General features: G+C 38.2%; 18 protein-coding genes and 1 pseudogene. 2 read left to right on the top strand and 17 right to left on the bottom strand.

Annotated features, from left to right (window positions below; genetic code table 11):
- From CXF76_RS08440 to corA, 15 genes and pseudogenes are all read right to left on the bottom strand, one after another.
- Positions 1–875: pseudogene (locus CXF76_RS08440) on the bottom strand (hypothetical protein); the annotation flags it as partial.
- Positions 845–3,382, bottom strand: coding sequence for a hypothetical protein (locus CXF76_RS08435; RefSeq protein ID WP_101163447.1), 2,538 nt, complete (start codon positions 3,380–3,382; stop codon positions 845–847). The pseudogene CXF76_RS08440 and the gene CXF76_RS08435, both read right to left, overlap by 31 nt.
- Positions 3,379–3,948 (bottom strand): hypothetical protein, encoded by a 570-nt coding sequence (locus tag CXF76_RS08430; RefSeq protein WP_101163446.1) that lies wholly within the window; start codon positions 3,946–3,948, stop codon positions 3,379–3,381. Before CXF76_RS08430 ends, CXF76_RS08435 begins: the two co-directional genes overlap by 4 nt.
- A 989-nt stretch (positions 3,949–4,937) precedes the next feature.
- Positions 4,938–5,825: a F0F1 ATP synthase subunit gamma gene (locus CXF76_RS08425; protein ID WP_101163445.1), complete on the bottom strand. Its 888-nt coding sequence runs from the start codon at positions 5,823–5,825 to the stop codon at positions 4,938–4,940.
- Complete coding sequence (locus CXF76_RS08420) at positions 5,822–7,402, bottom strand: alternate F1F0 ATPase, F1 subunit alpha (RefSeq protein ID WP_101163444.1); 1,581 nt, start codon at positions 7,400–7,402, stop codon at positions 5,822–5,824. Before CXF76_RS08420 ends, CXF76_RS08425 begins: the two co-directional genes overlap by 4 nt.
- Positions 7,402–8,202: a F0F1 ATP synthase subunit delta gene (locus CXF76_RS08415; protein ID WP_101163443.1), complete on the bottom strand. Its 801-nt coding sequence runs from the start codon at positions 8,200–8,202 to the stop codon at positions 7,402–7,404. Before CXF76_RS08415 ends, CXF76_RS08420 begins: the two co-directional genes overlap by 1 nt.
- A 3-nt stretch (positions 8,203–8,205) precedes the next feature.
- Positions 8,206–8,487: a F0F1 ATP synthase subunit C gene (locus CXF76_RS08410; protein WP_010552606.1), complete on the bottom strand. Its 282-nt coding sequence runs from the start codon at positions 8,485–8,487 to the stop codon at positions 8,206–8,208.
- Between the two features lie 34 nt (positions 8,488–8,521).
- The gene (locus CXF76_RS08405; protein WP_101163442.1) at positions 8,522–9,211 is read right to left on the bottom strand and encodes a F0F1 ATP synthase subunit A; all 690 of its coding nucleotides are present in this window, start codon (positions 9,209–9,211) and stop codon (positions 8,522–8,524) included.
- Positions 9,195–9,524 (bottom strand): ATP synthase subunit I, encoded by a 330-nt coding sequence (locus CXF76_RS08400; RefSeq protein WP_010552604.1) that lies wholly within the window; start codon positions 9,522–9,524, stop codon positions 9,195–9,197. Before CXF76_RS08400 ends, CXF76_RS08405 begins: the two co-directional genes overlap by 17 nt.
- Complete coding sequence (locus CXF76_RS08395; protein ID WP_101163440.1) at positions 9,517–9,888, bottom strand: AtpZ/AtpI family protein; 372 nt, start codon at positions 9,886–9,888, stop codon at positions 9,517–9,519. The genes CXF76_RS08400 and CXF76_RS08395 overlap by 8 nt, the downstream gene beginning before the upstream one ends.
- A 20-nt stretch (positions 9,889–9,908) precedes the next feature.
- Positions 9,909–10,301 (bottom strand): F0F1 ATP synthase subunit epsilon, encoded by a 393-nt coding sequence (locus tag CXF76_RS08390; RefSeq protein ID WP_024609583.1) that lies wholly within the window; start codon positions 10,299–10,301, stop codon positions 9,909–9,911.
- The gene (atpD, locus tag CXF76_RS08385; protein WP_101163439.1) at positions 10,276–11,733 is read right to left on the bottom strand and encodes a F0F1 ATP synthase subunit beta; all 1,458 of its coding nucleotides are present in this window, start codon (positions 11,731–11,733) and stop codon (positions 10,276–10,278) included. The genes CXF76_RS08390 and atpD overlap by 26 nt, the downstream gene beginning before the upstream one ends.
- Positions 11,730–14,114, bottom strand: coding sequence for a phosphoketolase family protein (locus tag CXF76_RS08380; protein ID WP_198551852.1), 2,385 nt, complete (start codon positions 14,112–14,114; stop codon positions 11,730–11,732). The genes atpD and CXF76_RS08380 overlap by 4 nt, the downstream gene beginning before the upstream one ends.
- Before the next feature lie 70 nt (positions 14,115–14,184).
- Positions 14,185–14,424: an SHOCT domain-containing protein gene (locus CXF76_RS08375; protein WP_008168384.1), complete on the bottom strand. Its 240-nt coding sequence runs from the start codon at positions 14,422–14,424 to the stop codon at positions 14,185–14,187.
- Positions 14,425–14,604: 180 nt separating this feature from the next.
- Positions 14,605–15,702 (bottom strand): magnesium/cobalt transporter CorA, encoded by a 1,098-nt coding sequence (gene corA / locus CXF76_RS08370; RefSeq protein WP_225305725.1) that lies wholly within the window; start codon positions 15,700–15,702, stop codon positions 14,605–14,607.
- Positions 15,703–16,368: 666 nt separating this feature from the next.
- On the opposite strand from corA, the gene CXF76_RS08365 reads away from it, so the two are divergent.
- Entirely contained in the window at positions 16,369–17,184 is an 816-nt protein-coding gene (locus CXF76_RS08365; RefSeq protein ID WP_101163438.1) for a PRC-barrel domain-containing protein, read from the top strand.
- Positions 17,185–17,368: 184 nt separating this feature from the next.
- Here CXF76_RS08365 and CXF76_RS08360 read toward each other — a convergent pair whose 3' ends face one another.
- A complete protein-coding gene (locus CXF76_RS08360) occupies positions 17,369–18,094 on the bottom strand; it encodes an HAD family hydrolase (protein WP_101163437.1) in 726 nt (241 codons plus the stop codon).
- Positions 18,095–18,634: 540 nt separating this feature from the next.
- Between CXF76_RS08360 and CXF76_RS08355 the strand changes: the two genes are divergently transcribed.
- Positions 18,635–18,826, top strand: coding sequence for a DUF2934 domain-containing protein (locus CXF76_RS08355; RefSeq protein ID WP_010552595.1), 192 nt, complete (start codon positions 18,635–18,637; stop codon positions 18,824–18,826).
- A gap of 140 nt (positions 18,827–18,966) precedes the next feature.
- Here the strand turns inward: CXF76_RS08355 and CXF76_RS08350 are convergent, their stop codons facing one another.
- The gene (locus tag CXF76_RS08350; RefSeq protein WP_010552594.1) at positions 18,967–19,704 is read right to left on the bottom strand and encodes a Crp/Fnr family transcriptional regulator; all 738 of its coding nucleotides are present in this window, start codon (positions 19,702–19,704) and stop codon (positions 18,967–18,969) included.
- Between the last annotated feature and the right edge of the window lie 22 nt (positions 19,705–19,726).

Here is a 19,726-nt window from a genome sequence, read left to right as displayed (position 1 = left end):
AGGCCGGTACAGGTACTAGGCCGTAAATACATCTGATAGTCGATAGGGCTGAGGTTGATTATTGCATCTATTTTTCTAAGTGTTCGTAATTTTAGAAGTGACAAACTTTGCCAATTCTTACCTGATGTCTCAGTTAAGAATTTTGTTATATAGTCTTTTAATCTATTTTTATTTAGGAGTACCTTCTCGCACTGCTTCACAGAGGCTTGATGCTGCAATAGTAGAAGAACAACAGCATCACATAGTACGTATCGTCGCTCCTCTTTTTCTATTTTTCCATACCAAAATACCAACCCATCTAGATACATTAAATTATAGGGGGTATTTATAATGGTAATAAGCTCGTCAAATTGAACACCTGTTGTCATATATAAAAATAAGGCTAGTCGGCCAAAGCGACCTTCCATTGATAAATTGGCTGTCGGCGTTTGTAGCTCGTTGTTTAATAATGACTTTACTTGTAGTGCTACAGGTAACTTTATTAATTCGACTGGTGATAACATGGGTTTATCACGCTTTAGTACGACAACTTGAGAAACTCTTGAAGATTCAATACCGTGATGCTTTAAGCCGTACTTTAATATTGCATCAATAATCATTAGTTGAAGTTGCTTCGCTGCTAAATCTTCTTTAAGCCGTGATTTTAAAACATCCATTTCAATTGCAAGTACACTTTCATCTGACTTTTGAAAACATCTAAGCATCAATATACATAACTTTTTGTATTCTTTTAAAAAAGCCACATCACTCAATCTAATACCAAAATCATCATCTAATAAATTCTTATATGCATGTTCAATTTGTTGATAACATGGATGAAATTTATCTTCCTTTTTAAGTTTGTTTAAATAAGATCGGACTTTAGAGTTTGCCATCCTACCTCCTTAAATAACTTATCTAAAATAGGTAGCAATTCATTTACAGCGTCAATGTAATTAAGTGCTGAGTAATCTGCTAAGGGAACCTCACCAGACTGCCAATGACCCATTTGAAAGTTTACAAGCTCTGAATTAACTTTGTTATACAGCAAACTACTTTTAAGCCAATGCCTTCCTGCATTTGCAGGTATATCATGCTCTGCGTGTAACCTAAGAACTAATTCTGTAGGAGAAATACCCCTAGTCACAATTCCTGATCTTTGTCTCTGAAATATGAATAAGGGTCCATGATTTATACGTGAATTTCTGATTAGCTTAAACCACTGACAAGATTCTTTATAATCGAGGCCTAAAGTTTTAGAGGTAACATCTAAATAGCCATCTATTGACTGACATAGCTTGGGTTCTAATACTCTTATTAACCCTCTCAAACAACTAAGATGCTCTTGATATGCGGTTACTTGCTCATTTAAAATAGAAGGTAAACAAACTAATCTAGAGTGAGTGAAATCACTATCATCTTTATCACTTATCCCCATCAGGTTTAGCGATGGAAAATATAGAGAAAAAGTTGGTAACGGGTTCCAAACAGCCCGATATCCAGTTCCAAACATTAGCATCCATGCCGTATAGACTGTGAACGCATTATGATATTTTAAAATTGCATCTAGTTGTTTAAAAGAATTTAACTTGGCATTTTCAACTTCTAATGCCAAAGCTGCTATGAGCGCTTTAACTGTCATATCTTCTGGAGTAAATTTAGAACCAAACCTACGATTCTGCTTATCAAAACACTTTAATTCAAAAAGTTTAATAGGGAATTTTTCTTTACAATAATCATAATAATCAGACTCAATTTCTTGCCAAAATTCAAAAATCCTTTCACATCGCGTAACGTCATCAATATTGCTGTAGCTCCTAGATACTCGAGTAGAGTACATTTTTACATCGTAACTAAAGTCTATATAAATAGGGTCTATAACACCTGTTGCATTAATATAATTCCCAATAAAATTACTAATGCTACTAATGCTTAGCCTTCCGCTATAAGATTTATCTGATATTCTTTTTAGTTTTTTGGCTAAACTGCTTTCAAGTGCGGCAAAATTGTCTACGTTAATAATTAAGCCTTCTTTCCTGCCGTTTAAGTATTTAATTATTAAATCTGTCAAAAATGTAGGACTCGCAGTAAATACACCATTAGCTGTTTTTATAAGGCCAACTTTTTTAATCGATGGTTTAGCAGTTTGAGTTATTGGGAAATACCACCAGCCTTTAGCATTTTCATCTAAATACAAACCTCGTGTTTTTTCATCTATTTTATTAAATACCTGTAAGCTTTTTATCTCATTAAACGTCTTACCCAATAAAAACATTAGCCAACATAATATCGCTAACTCAATATTTTTATCGGAACGACCGTACTTAGTTAATGTGTCAAATAATAAGCCCAACTCTGACGCCTTTAATAATCGCGTATCTTGATAAGCGATATTATGAGCTCGATGTACATTGCGAGTTATATCTATCTGTTTTTTTTTCTTAGAGGCAGGACTAAAAACCATTTCAATGCTTTGATGATCAGTTTTGTCTCGTGCAGTATTACTTTCATTATTGTCAATTACAAAGGGCATCTGAACTTCAGAATCGTCAAGGTTTAGACCTTCTGTGTCCGATAAAAAAGCTCTAGATGGAATTAAAACAGACAAATCATCTATCGCGCCAGTTATTGGTAATGTATTAGGTTTTTTATACCACTTAACAATAGAGTCTATTTGTCGACTACCATGTTTATACTGCCGGGCTGGCTGCCAGTCGTTCCTATAAAAATGAATTAAAGTAATTAAGTAGGCCCTATCAGAGACATTACTAGTATATATATCCTTATTAGTAATTGACTCTAATCGACTGGCAATTGACGAAGAAGGCTCAAGGTAATCTGTTAAAATGTTATTTTTATCAGGTTCAAAGGCAATATTAGATTTTCTCATTAATAATCGAAACTTATTACAAACCTCTGCTTCTCTTGTTGATGAGCTTGTAGCTAATTCAGGATCTGTGAGTGTATCTATTACTTTAAAATAATTACAAATAAAATTAGCAAGCAGGTTTAATGATTTTGAATCTTGCTTATACTCATATGATTTAATAAGTAATACATAGAACGGTATCTCATTACACCATCCGTTTTTATAAGTACTCCGATTAAAACTTTCTTTTAATGTTGTATCTAGCTCAACACCATACTCATTAAAGGCAGAATAAATATACTCAGGAAGACACAATTCACTTTTAGTAAACACCCATAAATTTCGTGACTCATCATTCATCCTTTTTAACAATAAAAAAACTTGTGATAAGGCGCATAAATCTTCAGGAGCACTTATGCGGAGAGTAAAATCATCAAAGTCAGATTTTATATCCTCGCTACTAATTTCCAAGTTCAACTTTTTGCAATACAACTCAATATGCTCCAGAAGCTTAATTTTTAGCATACCTGTCATAATTTAATCACTTTTGTACTAATTTTAAGCCATTTACATAATTCTGTTTTTGTTTTGATAGCTGGAAATAAAGTGCGCCATTCTGCCGAATTAATTACTGAATGCTCATCTTTAAATAAGCAAATAAGTAATTCAGATATTAAAGGACCGGATGCATTAAAGTATTGTTTAAGGAGGAGTCGCACAATATCATTAAGAAAAATTAAACGCCTCAGATCGGGTGTCGGACGATAAGGAAGAACTAAGCATGGGGTAAGCTGATTTGATTGGTTTTGAAGTCGACAAACTTTATGAAAAGTAAATAAGCCAGAAACTAGTTTTAACTTTTCGGTATCAGTTTTGTATCCAATTATTGGGGCTTGATAAGCATCCAGCTTCCAAGTGGTAATAGTATCAAAGCTATCGTTTGAACTTGGTTTTAAAAACGAAAATAAATTTGCTTTACTGATTAAATTATCAGTAGCTTTTTCAAGGGATATATTTTCAACGATAATATTCTCAAGTGTAGCTCTATCTAATAATTCGCCAACCTTTTTTAATTTTCCTTCGATGTTATCGTTAATCATATTAAGCACCAGAACAATAAGTAGTCAATTTCGACATTTTCATAATGTGCCTAAATAGTGCCTTAATCAAGCTTTAAATGCTCAAAAAACACTCAAAACCTTATCAGCACATTAAAGAGAACGAAATAACTCGTTGTTATTAAAGATAGTTATATATATTTACAGAAGTTTATTTTTATCGAGGGAGTTAAACTAACGTCTTGACATGGTAGGGGTCGGTGGTTCGAATCCACTCAGTCGTACCAATTCAAAGCAATAAAAAAAACCTAAGAAAAAGCACTACCTACTCTTGATCACCCGGTCCAAAGGTCAGTAGTTCGAATCCACTCAGTCGTACCAATTCAAAGCAATAAAAAAACCTAAGAAAAAGCACTACCCACTCTTGATCACCCGGTCCAAGGGTCAGCAGTTCGAATCCACTCAGTCGTACCACTTAAAAGTAATGAAAAAAACCTAAGAAAAAGCACTACCCACTCTTGATCACCCGGTCCAAGGGTCAGCAGTTCGAATCCACTCAGTCGTACCAATTCAAAGCAATAAAAAAAATAAAAGAAAAAGCACTACCCACTCTTGATCACCCGGTCCAAGGGTCAGCAGTTCGAATCCACTCAGTCATACCAGTTCACAACAATAATAAAATACCTCAAAGAAAAAGCACTACCCACTCTTGATCACTCAACTTCAACAGTTAGTCATTAATTAACGATCCCTTACAACCAGGTTATAGCTTTATTTCTTGTAAATTATCCTTGTGAGTTTTGTTGACATTTCATGATTAAAATTCATTCAATTTACAGGGGGGGTAATCGTGCGCGATTTGTAACCTATTGGGCTCGGTAGCGGCTTCTGCGTTACTCTGATGGCTTACATTCTTGTAAGAATAAGTAAAAATCGAGTAACAAAGAGTCAATAACCGCACTGTATAGGCGATGTTTTGATTAAAAAACAACATATACAGCTGCAAATTCAACCTCTAAGATCAACAGCCTCTAGTCTATTTTATTTAGTAATTCATAACCTGCAAGTACATCACTCAACTCCTCGTCAATGGTACTTTGACGCAGAGTATTAAACTCACTCGAAAGCTTATCAAGTAGCTCTTCAATATTTTTTTCAGCGCGTTGCATTGCGCCAAGACGACTGCTATTTTCGCTGACCAACGACTCGGCACATGCACGATAAAGAGAAATAAAAATATACTCGCGGATCAATGCTCTTATTGTTGTAGAGTGCTTGCAGAGTACTTCTGGCAAAGCTTTAGTTGGCCATAAAATATTTTTAAAATTATCTCGCCATTGCTCGTCAAGTGGGAGTAATCGCTGAGAAACACATTCATAAAGCGCGCCTTGTTTAGGTTGATTATAAAACACCAATACACCGCAACCAGGATTAAGAATTAAGCTTGATTCACTGTCTATTTGAATTTGCCTAACTAAGGTATCTATATCGTGAACACTCACTGGCACTGTGTATACTTTTACTAAATTAAAGCCGGCATCGGTAAGTCGAGATGCAGCACGTGCGCCTACTACCCAAATTAGAGGTGGCTGGGTCTCGTTACTTAGCGCTTTAATTGCAAAGTCGGTAATACTTTCATTAAATTGCCCTACCAACCCTTGATCTGAGCCGAATATGATCACACCCACTCTGCTTTCATTTATATTTTTGGGTTGTGGTGAAAATTGAGATGACATGTCATCATGCAAACTAGCACTTAATCCTAACTCAACTGCCCGGTAGTAATCTGTCAATGAGCTAATCGATTTTTCATATTGCCCAATACTCGAGGCAGCAAGTGCCTTCATTGTTTTTACCACGCCTTGTAAATCACTTGCACTGGCTATTTTATGGCGTAAATTAGCGGCACTATTGCTCATGTTGTTATTGCCTTCTTTTCAGACTCAAAATCAACAAGTGCGCGCTTAGCCAACTCAACAATTGTTTGTCGATCGTCATCACTTAAGCTTTTAGCGGTATCAAATCTATCACACAAAGTATCGTCTAACTGCGCAACTGCTTTTTTAAGAATATTTTTTGCGTCGTTTATTTTTAGCAGTTCAATCGAATCTAAAAAGCCATTACTGAGTGCGAGTAATAGCATAATTTGCTCAGGCACTGGCATAGGTGATGATTCAGATTGATGTAAGCTCGCTCGAATACGCCGTCCATGTTCAATTATACGCCGTGTATCATCATCAAGTCGGGCACCAAAACGAGCAAAGGTTTCTAGCTCTTCAAATTGAGCATATGCAAGCTTTAAATCGCCAGCAACTGCACGAAACGCAGCACGCTGTGCTTTACCGCCCACACGAGAAACCGACTTACCAACGTCAACGGCTGGTAATACACCTAGAGCAAATAATGAGGGTGATAAATAAATTTGTCCGTCGGTAATCGAAATTAAATTAGTTGGAATATAGGCTGAAATATTTTGAGCTTCGGTCTCTATAATGGGGAGTGCGGTCAAGGAACCACCGCCACGTTCTTTATTTAAATGGGTCGCACGCTCTAGTAATCGTGAATGAATATAAAAAATATCCCCTGGAAATGCTTCTCGTCCGGGCGGTCGTCGTAACAACAAAGACAACTCGCGGTAAGCTCTTGCGTGCTTAGTTAAATCGTCATATACAATAAGTACATCACGTCCTTGCTCCATAAAATATTCTGCAATACTGGTTGCAGCGTAAGGCGCTATATACTGTAAGCCCGGTGGCTCATTACCCTCTGTTGCAACAACAACCGTATAAGCCATTGCATTTTGCGCGCGTAATATTGCTATTGATTTAGCGACCGTTGATGCCCGCTGACCAATAGCGCAATAAATACAAATTACATTTTGTTCTCGCTGATTTAAAATCGTGTCTATGGCTATAGCTGTTTTACCTGTTTGCCTGTCACCTAAAATAAGCTCTCGTTGTCCTCGCCCTATTGGGATCATCGCATCGATTACAATAAGTCCGGTTTGCAAAGGCGTAGTAACAGGAGAGCGGTCCATAATTGGTGCAGCTGGACGCTCTATAGGTAAACGCTGCTCGGTTTGTATAACGCTTCCACCGTCTAGTGCCTCGCCAAGTGGGTTTATCACTCGCCCTAATAGCGCATTGCCAACCGCTACATCCATTACACGACCACTGCGGCGCACTTCATCCCCAGCTTGTAAGTGGGCGTATTCACCTAAAAGCACAACACCGACTTCTTTTTCATCAATATTAAACGCAATTCCAAGCACATTACCGGGAAATATAATTAGTTCCTCAAAGCCAACGCCAGGTAATCCCGACACCTTCGCAATACCCGTTGATACACTGGTAATAATACCAACTTCATGTAAGTTCAATTGTGAGTTAACTATTTTTAGCCCTTGCTGAATGTGCTTAAACACATCACCAAACGCGTTTGTTAAACTGTGTATTTTTGTGTTTTTATTTTGAGTGTTTTCGCTAAGGTCACTCATCACTTATCAACAGGTTGAGAAGTTGTAGGCTGAGCTGTTTTTTGTTTTAGTAACATATCAACTTCCTGCTCGATTGATTGTAAGTAATCGTCAATACTCCACACCAGCTTTTGTCCATTGACACATAACTCAATCCCGCTAATAAGGCTCTCATCGGTGGTGAATTTAATGGTAATATCTTTTGAAAACACAGTATTAATAGCATTCTTAAGTGCTAAACGCTGAGATTCAGTTAGCTCAAACGCACTTTGAATTAAGGCAGGTACAAATTCACTATTTGTATTTAGCGCCTGCGCTAAAGTAGTTTTTTTGTTGTCATCAAGCTTATATAAGCGGGCTGTAAACACCTCACATATTTGTTGTTCTAAAGTTGTTGATGCCAGTTCAGTTAAGGTTTTGCGACTAATAGCAAATACCTCTTGCTTAACTTTTCGACTTAAAGACTCCTTTAAATTATCAGTCTCTTTTACTATATTTTGTTGATATTTAGTGCCCCAGCTTTGGACTCTTTTTTGCGCCTCTAACATAAGTGTTTGCTCTGCTTGCTTAGCACTCACGCTTACTTGTTGCATCTTTTGTGTACGTTGTTGTTCAAACTCTTCATTTTTCAGAAAAAACTTTTCACGCTCCGCCAGTGCTTCATTTTGGTTTGTTTCAGCATCGTCTAACTCAGCGGCTATACGCTCTTCTCGCCTATCAATAGCGTGCAAAATTGGTTTATATAAATAGCGTTTTAGTAACCACACCAAAATTAAAAAATTAACCACTTGGGCTGCAACTGTAAACCAATCAATTAGCATGGTTTAACTTCCTGCAGCTTGTGCAATAGCGTAGTTCCAAAACGGATTGGCAAAAATAAGAATCATCGACACGACAAAACAGTATATTGCGGTCGATTCAATCATCGCAAGCCCTACAAAGAGCGTGCGCGTAATAGTTGCTGATGCATCAGGTTGCTGTGCTAATGCACTCAATGCCGTTGCTACTGCTTTGCCTTCGCCAAGCGATGGACCTAAACAACCAAAACTAATTGTAATTCCTGAAATAACGATTGATGCCATTGCGATCATTGTCATGCTATCCATGTTCTCTCCAAGTATGATGTGTAGAAATACGTGATTAATTAACTCGTTGTTTGACTGGTTTTACTGAGCGCGTAGCCGCAGCAATATAGACGGCGGCTAAAATAGTAAAAATATAAGCCTGTACTAAGCCTGTAAGCAAACCCAGTGCCGTCATTACGATTGGGAATATAAAGGGTGTAATGGTTAACAAAATGCCAATGATCATTGCCCCGCTCATCATGTTGCCAAATAACCGCACAGCCAGAGCAAGTGTCCGTGATAATTCGCTAATAATATTAAATGGCAACATAATAAAAGTAGGAGCCATATAAGATTTTAAGTAATTGCCAAGCCCTTGTTCACTGATACCAAATAAAGGCACTGCAATAAATACGGTGAGCGCCAGTGCTGCTGTAGTCGATAACGATGCCGTGGGTGGCTCATAACCCGGAACAATGGTAAACATGCCCGCGGTTACTAAAAATAAAAACAGTGTGCCTAAAAAGCCAAGGTATTTTTTAGCGTCATTCAAGCCTACGTCTTCAATTTGTTGTGTGATCCCCGTTACTATAATTTCTAAAAAATTTTGCCAACGAGAACGCTTTAACGTGGTTGAAAGCTTACGGGTTATCAATATCGAACTAATCACCAAAACCAACATTAAAACCCAAGTGAAAACGATGGTTGCATTGAGTTTTAAAAAACCATTTTGCCAATAAATAACCGTATCAGGACTCAGGTGCATGATGTGTCACCTTTGCTAAATGAGAGGTTGATGCAGTACGGGTAACATAAGTGGTAATAAAACGGGCTATCAAAAAGCTAAATAAACACAGTGGTAATTGCAACCAAGATCTTGATAATAAGTCACTCGTCATCACACTATAAAAGCCACTTAAAGTAATTCCCATGCGTATAAATAAACTCAGCACAACCCATAGCGCTGGGTGAGTCGATACCATACTTTTTTGCACCGTCCACCATAGGCCACCAAAAAATAAGGCACCAAGCATTAGACCTACACTAACAATAATTAATACGCCGACTAGCTCATGCATCTTCGTCATCCTTTTGCTGATTATCACCGTGTTGATCTTGATGTATCGCGCTGTCTTCTTTGCTCATCCAGTGCCACGCGTTAAAGCACCCAAGTGCTAAACCCGCAACCAATAAAGCCAATGTCCATGAATGATCGCTTTCATAATGCGAATCTATATACACACCTAAACTTGCACCAAGTATGGTAGGCACTGCAACCGACCAACCAATGAGGCCCATCATTCCTAAACCAAACCATATTTTTTGATGAGAGTTAAGCCTTGCTTTTAGCTTACGCTGGGCTTTTATTTCTACTTGTTCTGCAAGTGTTGATGAACTGCTTTGTGAGTCTTTTGAACCTAGGTCGTATTTTTTGTTTGTCATAAATAAATAGCTTTTAGTGGTTAAAGTCGAAAACGATTTAAAAAGCTACTTTCTAATTTAGCCATCACTGTTCTTACTTGTTGTGCTTGTTCATTGAGTGCCAAAAACTCTTTATCTACAGCGCTGCGAAGTGTTGCCAGATCAGTACCTAATATGGCACTTCGCACCGATACCAGCACAGTGTTTCCTGTTTTAATTAATACGCCCTCATCTACGGCTACAAATATCTCACCGTCTTTTTCGCAATTAAATGTCAAAATACCTGGGGTTAGAGGCGCAATACAGTCAAGGCGATTGGGTAAAAATCCGTACGATCCTTCGCTTGTTTCGGCAACAACATGAGTCACATCATGCCTGTCGAAAAATATCTCATACGGCAGCAATAATTTAAGGTGTATCTGAGTTTGCGTCACCGCTTGTATCCTCATTATTATTTACTGTGGATTTTATTTTGACCTCACTTATGGCACCTATCATATAAAGTGCACTCTCTGGCACGTTTTTAAATTCATCATTTAAAATGCGTTCACACCCATCTAGCGCATCATCAAGGCTAACAAGTTTGCCTTTATAACTAGTAAATTGCTCTGTTGTAAAAAATGGCTGAGTAAGAAAACGCTCTAAACGCCTTGCGCGTCCAACAATGTTGCGGTCCTCAACTGATAACTGTTCAAGCCCTAACATAGCAATAATATCTTTGAGTTCATTGTATTGCGCTAAGGTGCTACGTACCTTTTGTGCAAGTAAGTAGTGGCGCTCTCCCACAACCCCGGGGCTCGCCATTTTTGAATTAGATTGCAGGGGATCTATAGCCGGAAATAATCCTTCGCTTGCGCGTTTACGAGAGAGCACAATAGAAGCCGATAAATGCGAAAATGTATGAACTGCGGCCGGATCGGTAAAATCATCGGCAGGTACATACACCGCTTGAATAGAAGTAATAGCACCATTTTGTGTATTGGCAATTCGCTCTTCTAACCCAGCAAGCTCTGTGCCCATAGTAGGCTGATAACCAAGCCTTGAAGGCATTTGCCCCATTAAGCCCGATACCTCAGAGCCTGCCTGAATAAAACGAAATATATTGTCGATTAGCAACAGCACATCTCGCTGCTCATCATCACGAAAATACTCAGCCATAGTTAAAGCTGCATGCCCCACCCTAAAACGACTCCCAGGTGGCTCGTTCATTTGCCCAAAAATCATCGCCATGTTTGGCAAAACGCCCGCGTCTTTCATTTCGCGATAAAGCTCTTCGCCTTCACGGCAGCGCTCACCTATGCCACAAAATAGGCTAACACCTTTGTGCTTGCCCACCATATTGTGAATCATTTCAGTCAATAACACTGTTTTTCCAACACCTGCACCGCCAAACAATCCCGCTTTGCCACCACGTTCTAACGGCACCAGCACATCAATTACTTTTATACCGGTTTCAAAAATCTCTGATTGAGTTGACCGTTCGGTTAATGGCACTGGCTTATTATGTACAGAGCGCCACTGAACATCTTTAAGCTCACCACCGCCATCAAGCGTGTTACCAAACACATCAAACATTCTCGATAAGGTTCCTTTACCAACAGGGGTAAGTAACGGTCCACCACTGTCAACAACTTCCATGCCACGCGCAAGTCCTTGTGTAGGCGTGAGCGCAATTGCTCTTACATGATGCTCATTGCGCTGCTCTAGCACTTCAAAAATACACTGTTTATTTTCGCCAGCACTAAGCATTGAATTAATCGCAGGTAGCTTTGTGTCAAAACGCACGTCAATTACGCTGCCGCGTATAGCGGTAATTGTACCGAGATTTTCAAATTTACTAATCGTGGATTGAGCTACAAAATTCATTGATGCGCCTGCCACTGCCAATTACGAATTTCAGGGAGATCTTGCCCATGCTTATTAATATATTTTTTATGCTCAACAAACTTTTCTTCAAGCTGTTTTTTTAGTGCGTCTCTTTTTGTACCCAAGTTTGGCAGGCGTTGCAGTGTGTCTAACACTAAATGAAAACGATCAATCTCGTTTAATACCGTCATATCAAAAGCAGTTGTAATAGTGCCTTCTTCTTTATACCCGCGAACATGAATATTATGATGATTATTACGCTTGTACGTAAGCCTATGAATAAGCGTTGGGTAGCCATGAAATGCAAAAATAACCGGCTTATTAATAGTAAACAGAGTGTCAAAATCCTCTGCGATTAACCCGTGAGGATGTTCGGTATTAGGCTGTAAACGCATCAAATCAACCACGTTAACGACCCGGATTCTAAGATTACTAAAATGCTCGCGTAAAATCATAACGGCTGCCATCGTTTCCAATGTAGGCACATCACCACAACAAGCCATCACCACATCAGGTGTTGCATCTACGCTATTACCCGCCCATTGCCAAATGCCAATCCCTGCCTCGCAATGTTTAACAGCTGCCACCATATCTAACCATTGCGGCGCAGGATGCTTGCCTGCAATAACGACATTAACGTAATGACGACTTCGCAAACAATGATCCATTACCGACAGCAAGCAGTTAGCATCAGGCGGTAAATAAACGCGCACAATTTCAGCTTTTTTATTAATAACATGATCGATAAAACCCGGATCTTGATGGGTAAAACCGTTGTGATCTTGTCGCCATACATGCGATGCCAGTAAATAATTAAGTGAAGCGATTTTTTTACGCCATGGTAAACCTGCCGCCACTTTTAACCATTTAGCATGTTGATTAAACATCGAGTCAATGATATGAATAAACGCTTCATAACTATTAAACAAACCATGGCGGCCGGTTAATAAATATCCTTCAAGCCAACCTTCGCATTGATGTTCACTCAGCATTTCCATTACTCTGCCACTAGGCGAAAGCTGCTCATCGTTGCTATGGGTTGCTGCATTCCACTGTCTATCGGTTACCTCTAACAGTGCACCTAAACCATTGGATACTGTTTCGTCAGGTCCAAATACTCTAAAATTACGTTGCTCGTCATTAAGCTCAACTATATCTCTCAAAAATGGACCTAAAACTCTGGTATCACCAATTCCTCGTATACCAGGAGAGATTACTTCGCATGCATAATCGCGAAAATCAGGCATATGCAAATCTTCTAGCAGCAACCCACCATTCGCATGAGGATTTGCTCCCATACGGCGATTCCCCGTTGGGGCCAATTCAGCAAGCTCTGGTAATAAACGCCCTTGTGAATCGAAAAGTGTTTCTGGATGATAGCTACGCAGCCAGCTTTCTAATAATTGCAAATGATCTGGATGAGCTGATGGGCTAGAAATAGGAACCTGATGCGCACGCGATGTTCCCTCTATCTGAAAACCATCTACGAGCTTTGGACCCGTCCACCCTTTAGGTGAAATGAGGATAATCATTGGCCAACGTGGACGAGTTGGATCGTTATTATCGAGAGCATCTTTTTTTATTTTTTTTATTTGATGTATTGCGACATCAAGTGCTTTAGCCATAGCCTGATGCATTAGCTCAGGCTCATGTCCTTCAACAAAAATAGGGCTCCAGCCATAACCGAACATTAATTGCTCTAATTCTTCACGGGTAATACGCGCTAAAACGGTAGGATTGGCAATTTTATACCCATTCAAATGCAATATAGGGAGAACAGCACCGTCACTGATAGGATTAAGAAACTTATTAGAATGCCATGCAGTTGCAATAGGCCCTGTTTCTGCCTCACCATCACCCACCACACAAGCAACTATTAAGTCTGGATTATCAAATACAGCTCCAAACGAATGACTCAAAGAATAGCCCAGCTCGCCACCTTCATGAATCGAGCCCGGACACTCGGGCGACACATGACTAGGAATGCCACCGGGAAACGAAAACTGCAAAAACAGTTTTTGCATACCTGCTTTATCTTGGCTTATATCAGGGTAAATTTCACTGTAGGTCCCCTCAAGATAAGTATTAGCAACCATAGCTTGCCCGCCATGCCCTGGGCCAGATACATAAATCATATTTAGATCGTGTATTTTAATAACGCGATTTAAATGCGCATAAATAAAATTTTGCCCGGGTGTTGTTCCCCAGTGCCCAAGCAACATATTTTTAATATCACTTAGTATCAGTGGGCGCTCTAAAAGTGGGTTATCGCATAAATAAATTTGACCTACCGACAGGTAATTCGTGGCACGCCAATATGCGTCAATTAACTCTAATTCTTTTGATGTTAATGAAGGAAGAATCATATGCAGGGTTTCCATCTTGTCGCATCCAAAAATGCTTAAGCCATGCTCTATATAAGAGCATGGCGAGGATTAGCCAGCGCACTAACTACGCAGTGGTAGTTATGTCCTGTTTTTTTTGCTCGAATTCTTTTTTGTCAATATCGCCGCTGGCGTATCTTTCATTAAGAATATCAATTGCTGTTTTATTAGACTCTAACCCATAGCGTCTATGGGTTCGGTAGCTATAACCCCAATGGCTTAAACTCGATATGAGCAATAACCACATACCAAACCATAAAAACCAACCCCAACCTGAGTACCACTCACTCCAAAATTCATGACCCATTTTAATCTCCACTTAAAATATGGAGCGCAAAACACTTACACCCCAATTAATACAATGAGTATAAGTGAGTGATATTATTGGTTCTGTTCGCTAGCGTACGCATTTATTATTGTTAATCATAAGTAGTTGTTTTATTGAGCATTTACTTGCTGTTTCTATTAAATTTTGTTTCTATTAAAGTTAATTTCTATTAAGCCAACCTTTACGCCAAAAAATAAATATCATTGCTGCCGTTATCAAAATAAAAACACACCACAAAACGGGATATGCCCAAGTCCAGTTTAGCTCTGGCATGTATTTAAAGTTCATTCCATAAATTCCAGCTATAAATGTTAACGGTATAAAAACAGAAGATATAATAGTAAGCACTTTCATAATTTCATTCATACGATTTGAAATAGCTGACATGTATAGCTCACTTAAACCGCTTACCATTTCACGGTATGACTCAATAATTTCAACAATTTGAATATTATGCTCATACACATCTCTAAGGTAAGGGCGCGTAGAGTCATCTATTCTGCCTCCTTCCTCGCGATACAAATGGTCGATAACCTCTCGCATAGGCCAAACAATTCTTCTTAATAATGCCAATTCTCGTTTAATACTATGGATATGATGCAGTACGTGGGGAGTTGGATTTTCAAGTGTTGTTACTTCAAGTTCCTCAAGGATATCGCCATATTGTTCAAGTACCGGAAAACATTTATCAACCAGTTCATCAAGTAATGCATAAAGTAAATAACCAGTACCATTTTTGCGAATACGACGATTTTCTGTATGCAAACGACCGCGAACGGATTGCCACACGTCTCCTGGTTTTTCTTGAAAACTCAGTAAAACATTGTCATATAAAAGTAAGCTAACTTGCTCAATATCAAGGATTGTATTATTGGGCTCATGCGTCTCTAGCTTCAACATGCTTAATACAACAAATAAATGATCGTCAAAAAATTCGATACGAGGTCGCTGAGGTACATGTAAAATATCTTCTGCGGTGAGCGTATGAAATGCGAAATGATGTTGAAGTAAACCAACAATATAAGAGTCTGTATTACTCACGTGGATCCACCTCACTGTTGCCCACTCGGGTTGAGGAGTTTTTAAAAACTCATCAATATCACTAACCTCTTTGGCTTCTATACGGCTAGCTGAATAATCTATATAACGTATAACAGCATTGTTTGATCTTGTTGGCGCTAAAACACCAGCAACGTATTCAACTTTGGGTGACGGCCCAGAAATAGTGTTATATTTATGTTTTCTCGACTTGCGCACATTATATAGCCCCAATGCTGGAGCACCCAACTTTCTCTTTTTATTATGTATTAACATTATATGCTCGATTACTTTATTTAAAGTTAGCTGAATAAAGTGAGTATTATCAACACTTACAGCGCGAATAAAAGTCAGTCACAAAGCCACGCTACTCAAAAATAAGCATAGAGTCCGTGCGCTAACACTCAAATATAATGTCAGTTTTAAAAATACACTTCGCACGTTCTAATTATTCTTGTTATAGCGTTACCTAAAAATCAATGAAAAATAACATTGCTTGTTCGTCAGCGCACAGACCTTTGTTTTTCAAAAGCCGAAACTGGAAATATTAATCTACTTATCGTTTGTACTTTACAGCTTATAAAAGCATGGTTTTTTATAGATAAGCATTAGGGTCTGTTGACCTTTTAAGATAGAAATTTGTTCTATCTAGGGGCTATTTAATCGCGGCGCAAGGTTTGCAACCTAGCGGGCTCGGTAAAAACCGAGCAAAGCTTCCGCATCCAGCTCACGCTCTAGAATTAACCCAAAGGGCTGCGCATGTTTAACCTCAAAAGATAAACGTGCCCTAAATAAGAAGAAAGCACTTGATAAGCAAAAGCGCGTTAAAAACTGCAAAAATAATGCATTACAAATGCAAATAACCCACTAAAAAGGATCGTTATTATGTTACGTAGTATGAAAGACTTAGAAGGTTGTGCAATCGCTGCTAGTGACGGTATTGTAGGCAAAGAAAAAGATTTTTTGTTTGATGACCTAGCATGGGTGATACGTTATTTTGTTGTAGAAACAGGCACGTGGCTATCGAGTCGCAAAGTTTTAATTTCCCCTATTGCGGTGCAAAACCCAAATTGGGATGAAAAGATTTTCCCTGTTTTAATCAGTAAAGACCAAGTTAAAAATAGTCCTGGTATTGATACTAATAAACCCGTTTCACGACAACATGAAATGGATTACCTAAACTACTATGGATACCCGTATTACTGGATCGGTACTAATTTTTGGGGAAGCGGGATATATCCCTACTCCTTATATCCTGGCAATGACATTTTTGAACATAGTGTCGAAGGTGCCCGCAGCGCAAATCTAATTCATAAAAGTATAAAAAGTCAGCATGATCAAAAAGGGGATCCTAATCTTCGTAGTTGCAAAGCTATTATTGGCTATAACATACACGCTAAAGACGGAGACATTGGCCATGTATCAGGATTTTTAGTTGAAGAAAATACATGGGCGGTTCGTTACCTAATTGTTGAGACGAGCAATTGGTGGGGAGGACATCAAGCACTTATCCCGTCAGCATGGATTTACGAAGTGCAATGGCTCGACAACTCAATTTCAACTGATTTAGTTCGTAAAGCGATAAAAGATGCGCCGGTATATGAGTCAAATAAAGAGATAACTCAGGACTTTGAAGCAGCTGTTTTTCATCACTATGAACTTGCTGCATATTGGGAGAAAATTGCTAAAACAGTAAAATAAACAAAGTTAAAACAGGCACAAATTCCAAAACAAGCGTGTCTTAATCTGCCTTTTATAACACTCTTACCAAGCAAATATTCAAGGACGATATTTGCTTTTATACTTAAAAACGTTTCCTCAAAATGCTATTTGTAAAACCCAGGTAAAATTCAAATAAGATAAGAGCAATACACATCAATACACATCAATATAAAACAATATAAAACAATTTTTTATTTGAATTTAAATTGTATTCAATTAAATCCACTTTATAAGAAAAACCGTAGTTGAGTAAATCACTTATACTATCAATACTCGTATCCGCCTTTCGATAGGTAAGTAGCTGCTTAATATCGTGGGCATAATGTCCTTGACGTGGAAATATAGTTGTTAAATCATTTTTCCACTGCGCTTTCATAGCAGCTAAAATACGTAACTTATCATCTACCATTACATAATGTTTAGCGGGGTACTGCTCTTTTATTGCTGCAAGCATTTGCTCTTTGTGAACATATATCAACACCCTTCCCTCCACTGCATCCCATAAACCGGAGCGTAAAATTTTAAGTGGTTGTAATACAATATCGCCATCAGACAAAATAACGGTGGGGCCAAATTGTTGTAAATGTTCAATCACAGCAAGTGCGTTAGGGTAAAGCCTTTCTTTATATGGATAATTAATTAAAAAAGAAGAAATCAGATGCAGTCTCGGATCATCAGAATGTTCCATTCGATAACACTGTAGTGCGCCCAAATAGTCGGCATAACCGAGTTCTTTACGAAGTTTTTCAAAAATAGACCAGTAATGGTCACTATTTTCACAACCAAATTCACCTTCTAAAAAATCTTTCAAATGGCTTAAAATAGTATCGCTATCGAGCAATGTATTATCAACATCTAGTAAAAATACGATATCGGGAACTGTTTGCACGCGCTGTCCTTAAAATAATTTAAGTACTTTATATTTTATTATATGAGTTTATTAATATTGACTCTGTACGGTATCGCGCCAAACAATGATTATTAAAGCTCATATATTCAACGCTCGTTACCTTCTCAAAATTACTATAAATACAGATAATGGGTGATTTATGTTCGCTGTGGCACAGACTCAAAATTGCAAAGCCATTAGGATAAAGCGGTCATACAAATTGTAGAATAGTCTTTTAAGCTATACGTAGTACTGCTTTTATACCAATTTGCTTAATTAAGTGAGCTATTTTGAGGTAAGAAAACCGTGTCGATAACAAGGCAAAAATTTCGTTATTTAGTTGTTCTTTATCAGAAATTTTTAACACAGTTAGCGTCAGGTTTATGCCCTCAAATTGATCAAGTATTATTGCACATTGGTATTACTATGATAAATCGAGCTTACATTCCACTTAAGATTGAGAATAATGTAACTACACTCAATGTTTTAATTTGGTATTAAGTTTTTTATTTTATCGAGTAATATTTTAGGAATAATCACATGAGTAATAACATCTCAAGTAATTCAGTATCAAAAACTAAATCTAATTTGAATAAAGAAGGTCTCAGCCGACATGACATGATTGAAGCTAAAGCTTACTCATTAGCGAGTGATCGTGACTTTACCGGTGACAATCACTTAAATGATTGGCTTGAGGCTGAAAAGGAAGTAGACGGACAACTACCAAAGTAGGTTAAATGTAAAAAGCCCACTAACAGCAGAACATACACAAATTTTAAAGCCCAGGCTCAATGAGCAACTTGCTGGGCTGTTTTGAAGCTATTACCGGATTTTATTTTTATGTAAATAAACTTATTAGATACCAAAATATATTAACTGATAATGGATAGTTTTCTAACGTTAGGTTTTTTTTCCATATAAGACTCCAACCTGTCTGTTTCTCTTTTTACAACCTCATAGCACTCGCAAGACTGAGACTCTAATTGAGGTCGGTCTATCACACTAATATGACCACGTTTATAAGTGATAATACCCAGCTTTTGTAGTTTACCAGCGGCCTCAGTTACTCCCTCACGTCTTACGCCTAACATATTTGCTATTAGCTCTTGAGTCATTATTAAATTGTTACTCGGTAAACGGTCAATCGATAGTAAAAGCCAGCGGCTTAGTTGTTGCACTATACTATGATGACGATTACAAACTGCGGTTTGCGCTGTTTGGGTAATTAATGATTGCGTGTAACGTAACATGAGCATACGCATATCAGGCTCGCTATTAAATTGCCTGCGTAATTCACAAGCGGGTAAGCGATAAGCAGTACCAGCACTTTGCACAATAGCCCGGTTAGGAGTGCTTTCTCCCCCCATAAATACAGCTATACCTACCACCCCTTCATTACCGATAACTGATATTTCAGCAGATGAGCCATCAATCATCACATACAATAATGAAACAATACTATCTATTGGAAAATAAACGTAATCGAGCTTTTCACTTGTTTCATAAATAACTTCTCCAAGGGATAAATTGACTCGCTTTAAAAGCGGAAACATGCGGTGTTGTGCGTCAGTAGATAAAGCATTAAGCAGTGTGTTCTTCAATTGACCCATCTAATGTGAATTTCCTTTTTAT

It is taken from the genome of Pseudoalteromonas sp. 78C3 (assembly GCF_002836695.1).
GTDB classification, from domain to species: domain Bacteria; phylum Pseudomonadota; class Gammaproteobacteria; order Enterobacterales; family Alteromonadaceae; genus Pseudoalteromonas; species Pseudoalteromonas arctica.
The sequence above is the reverse complement of the archived record's forward strand: the minus strand, read 5'-3'. Positions and strand labels throughout refer to the sequence as shown.

What these genes read in the sequence shown, in the direction of transcription:
- atpD (WP_101163439.1), bottom strand. Translation starts at nt 11,733, where the DNA reads ATGAATTTTGTAGCTCAATCCACGATTAGTAAATTTGAAAATCTCGGT.
- CXF76_RS08430 (WP_101163446.1), bottom strand. Translation starts at nt 3,948, where the DNA reads ATGATTAACGATAACATCGAAGGAAAATTAAAAAAGGTTGGCGAATTA.
- CXF76_RS08435 (WP_101163447.1), bottom strand. Translation starts at nt 3,382, where the DNA reads ATGACAGGTATGCTAAAAATTAAGCTTCTGGAGCATATTGAGTTGTAT.
- CXF76_RS08350 (WP_010552594.1), bottom strand. Translation starts at nt 19,704, where the DNA reads ATGGGTCAATTGAAGAACACACTGCTTAATGCTTTATCTACTGACGCA.
- CXF76_RS08395 (WP_101163440.1), bottom strand. Translation starts at nt 9,888, where the DNA reads ATGACAAACAAAAAATACGACCTAGGTTCAAAAGACTCACAAAGCAGT.
- CXF76_RS08380 (WP_198551852.1), bottom strand. Translation starts at nt 14,114, where the DNA reads ATGGAAACCCTGCATATGATTCTTCCTTCATTAACATCAAAAGAATTA.
- CXF76_RS08365 (WP_101163438.1), top strand. Translation starts at nt 16,369, where the DNA reads ATGTTACGTAGTATGAAAGACTTAGAAGGTTGTGCAATCGCTGCTAGT.
- CXF76_RS08415 (WP_101163443.1), bottom strand. Translation starts at nt 8,202, where the DNA reads ATGCTAATTGATTGGTTTACAGTTGCAGCCCAAGTGGTTAATTTTTTA.
- CXF76_RS08355 (WP_010552595.1), top strand. Translation starts at nt 18,635, where the DNA reads ATGAGTAATAACATCTCAAGTAATTCAGTATCAAAAACTAAATCTAAT.
- CXF76_RS08420 (WP_101163444.1), bottom strand. Translation starts at nt 7,402, where the DNA reads ATGAGTGACCTTAGCGAAAACACTCAAAATAAAAACACAAAAATACAC.
- CXF76_RS08375 (WP_008168384.1), bottom strand. Translation starts at nt 14,424, where the DNA reads ATGGGTCATGAATTTTGGAGTGAGTGGTACTCAGGTTGGGGTTGGTTT.
- CXF76_RS08400 (WP_010552604.1), bottom strand. Translation starts at nt 9,524, where the DNA reads ATGCATGAGCTAGTCGGCGTATTAATTATTGTTAGTGTAGGTCTAATG.
- CXF76_RS08425 (WP_101163445.1), bottom strand. Translation starts at nt 5,825, where the DNA reads ATGAGCAATAGTGCCGCTAATTTACGCCATAAAATAGCCAGTGCAAGT.
- CXF76_RS08410 (WP_010552606.1), bottom strand. Translation starts at nt 8,487, where the DNA reads ATGGATAGCATGACAATGATCGCAATGGCATCAATCGTTATTTCAGGA.
- CXF76_RS08405 (WP_101163442.1), bottom strand. Translation starts at nt 9,211, where the DNA reads ATGCACCTGAGTCCTGATACGGTTATTTATTGGCAAAATGGTTTTTTA.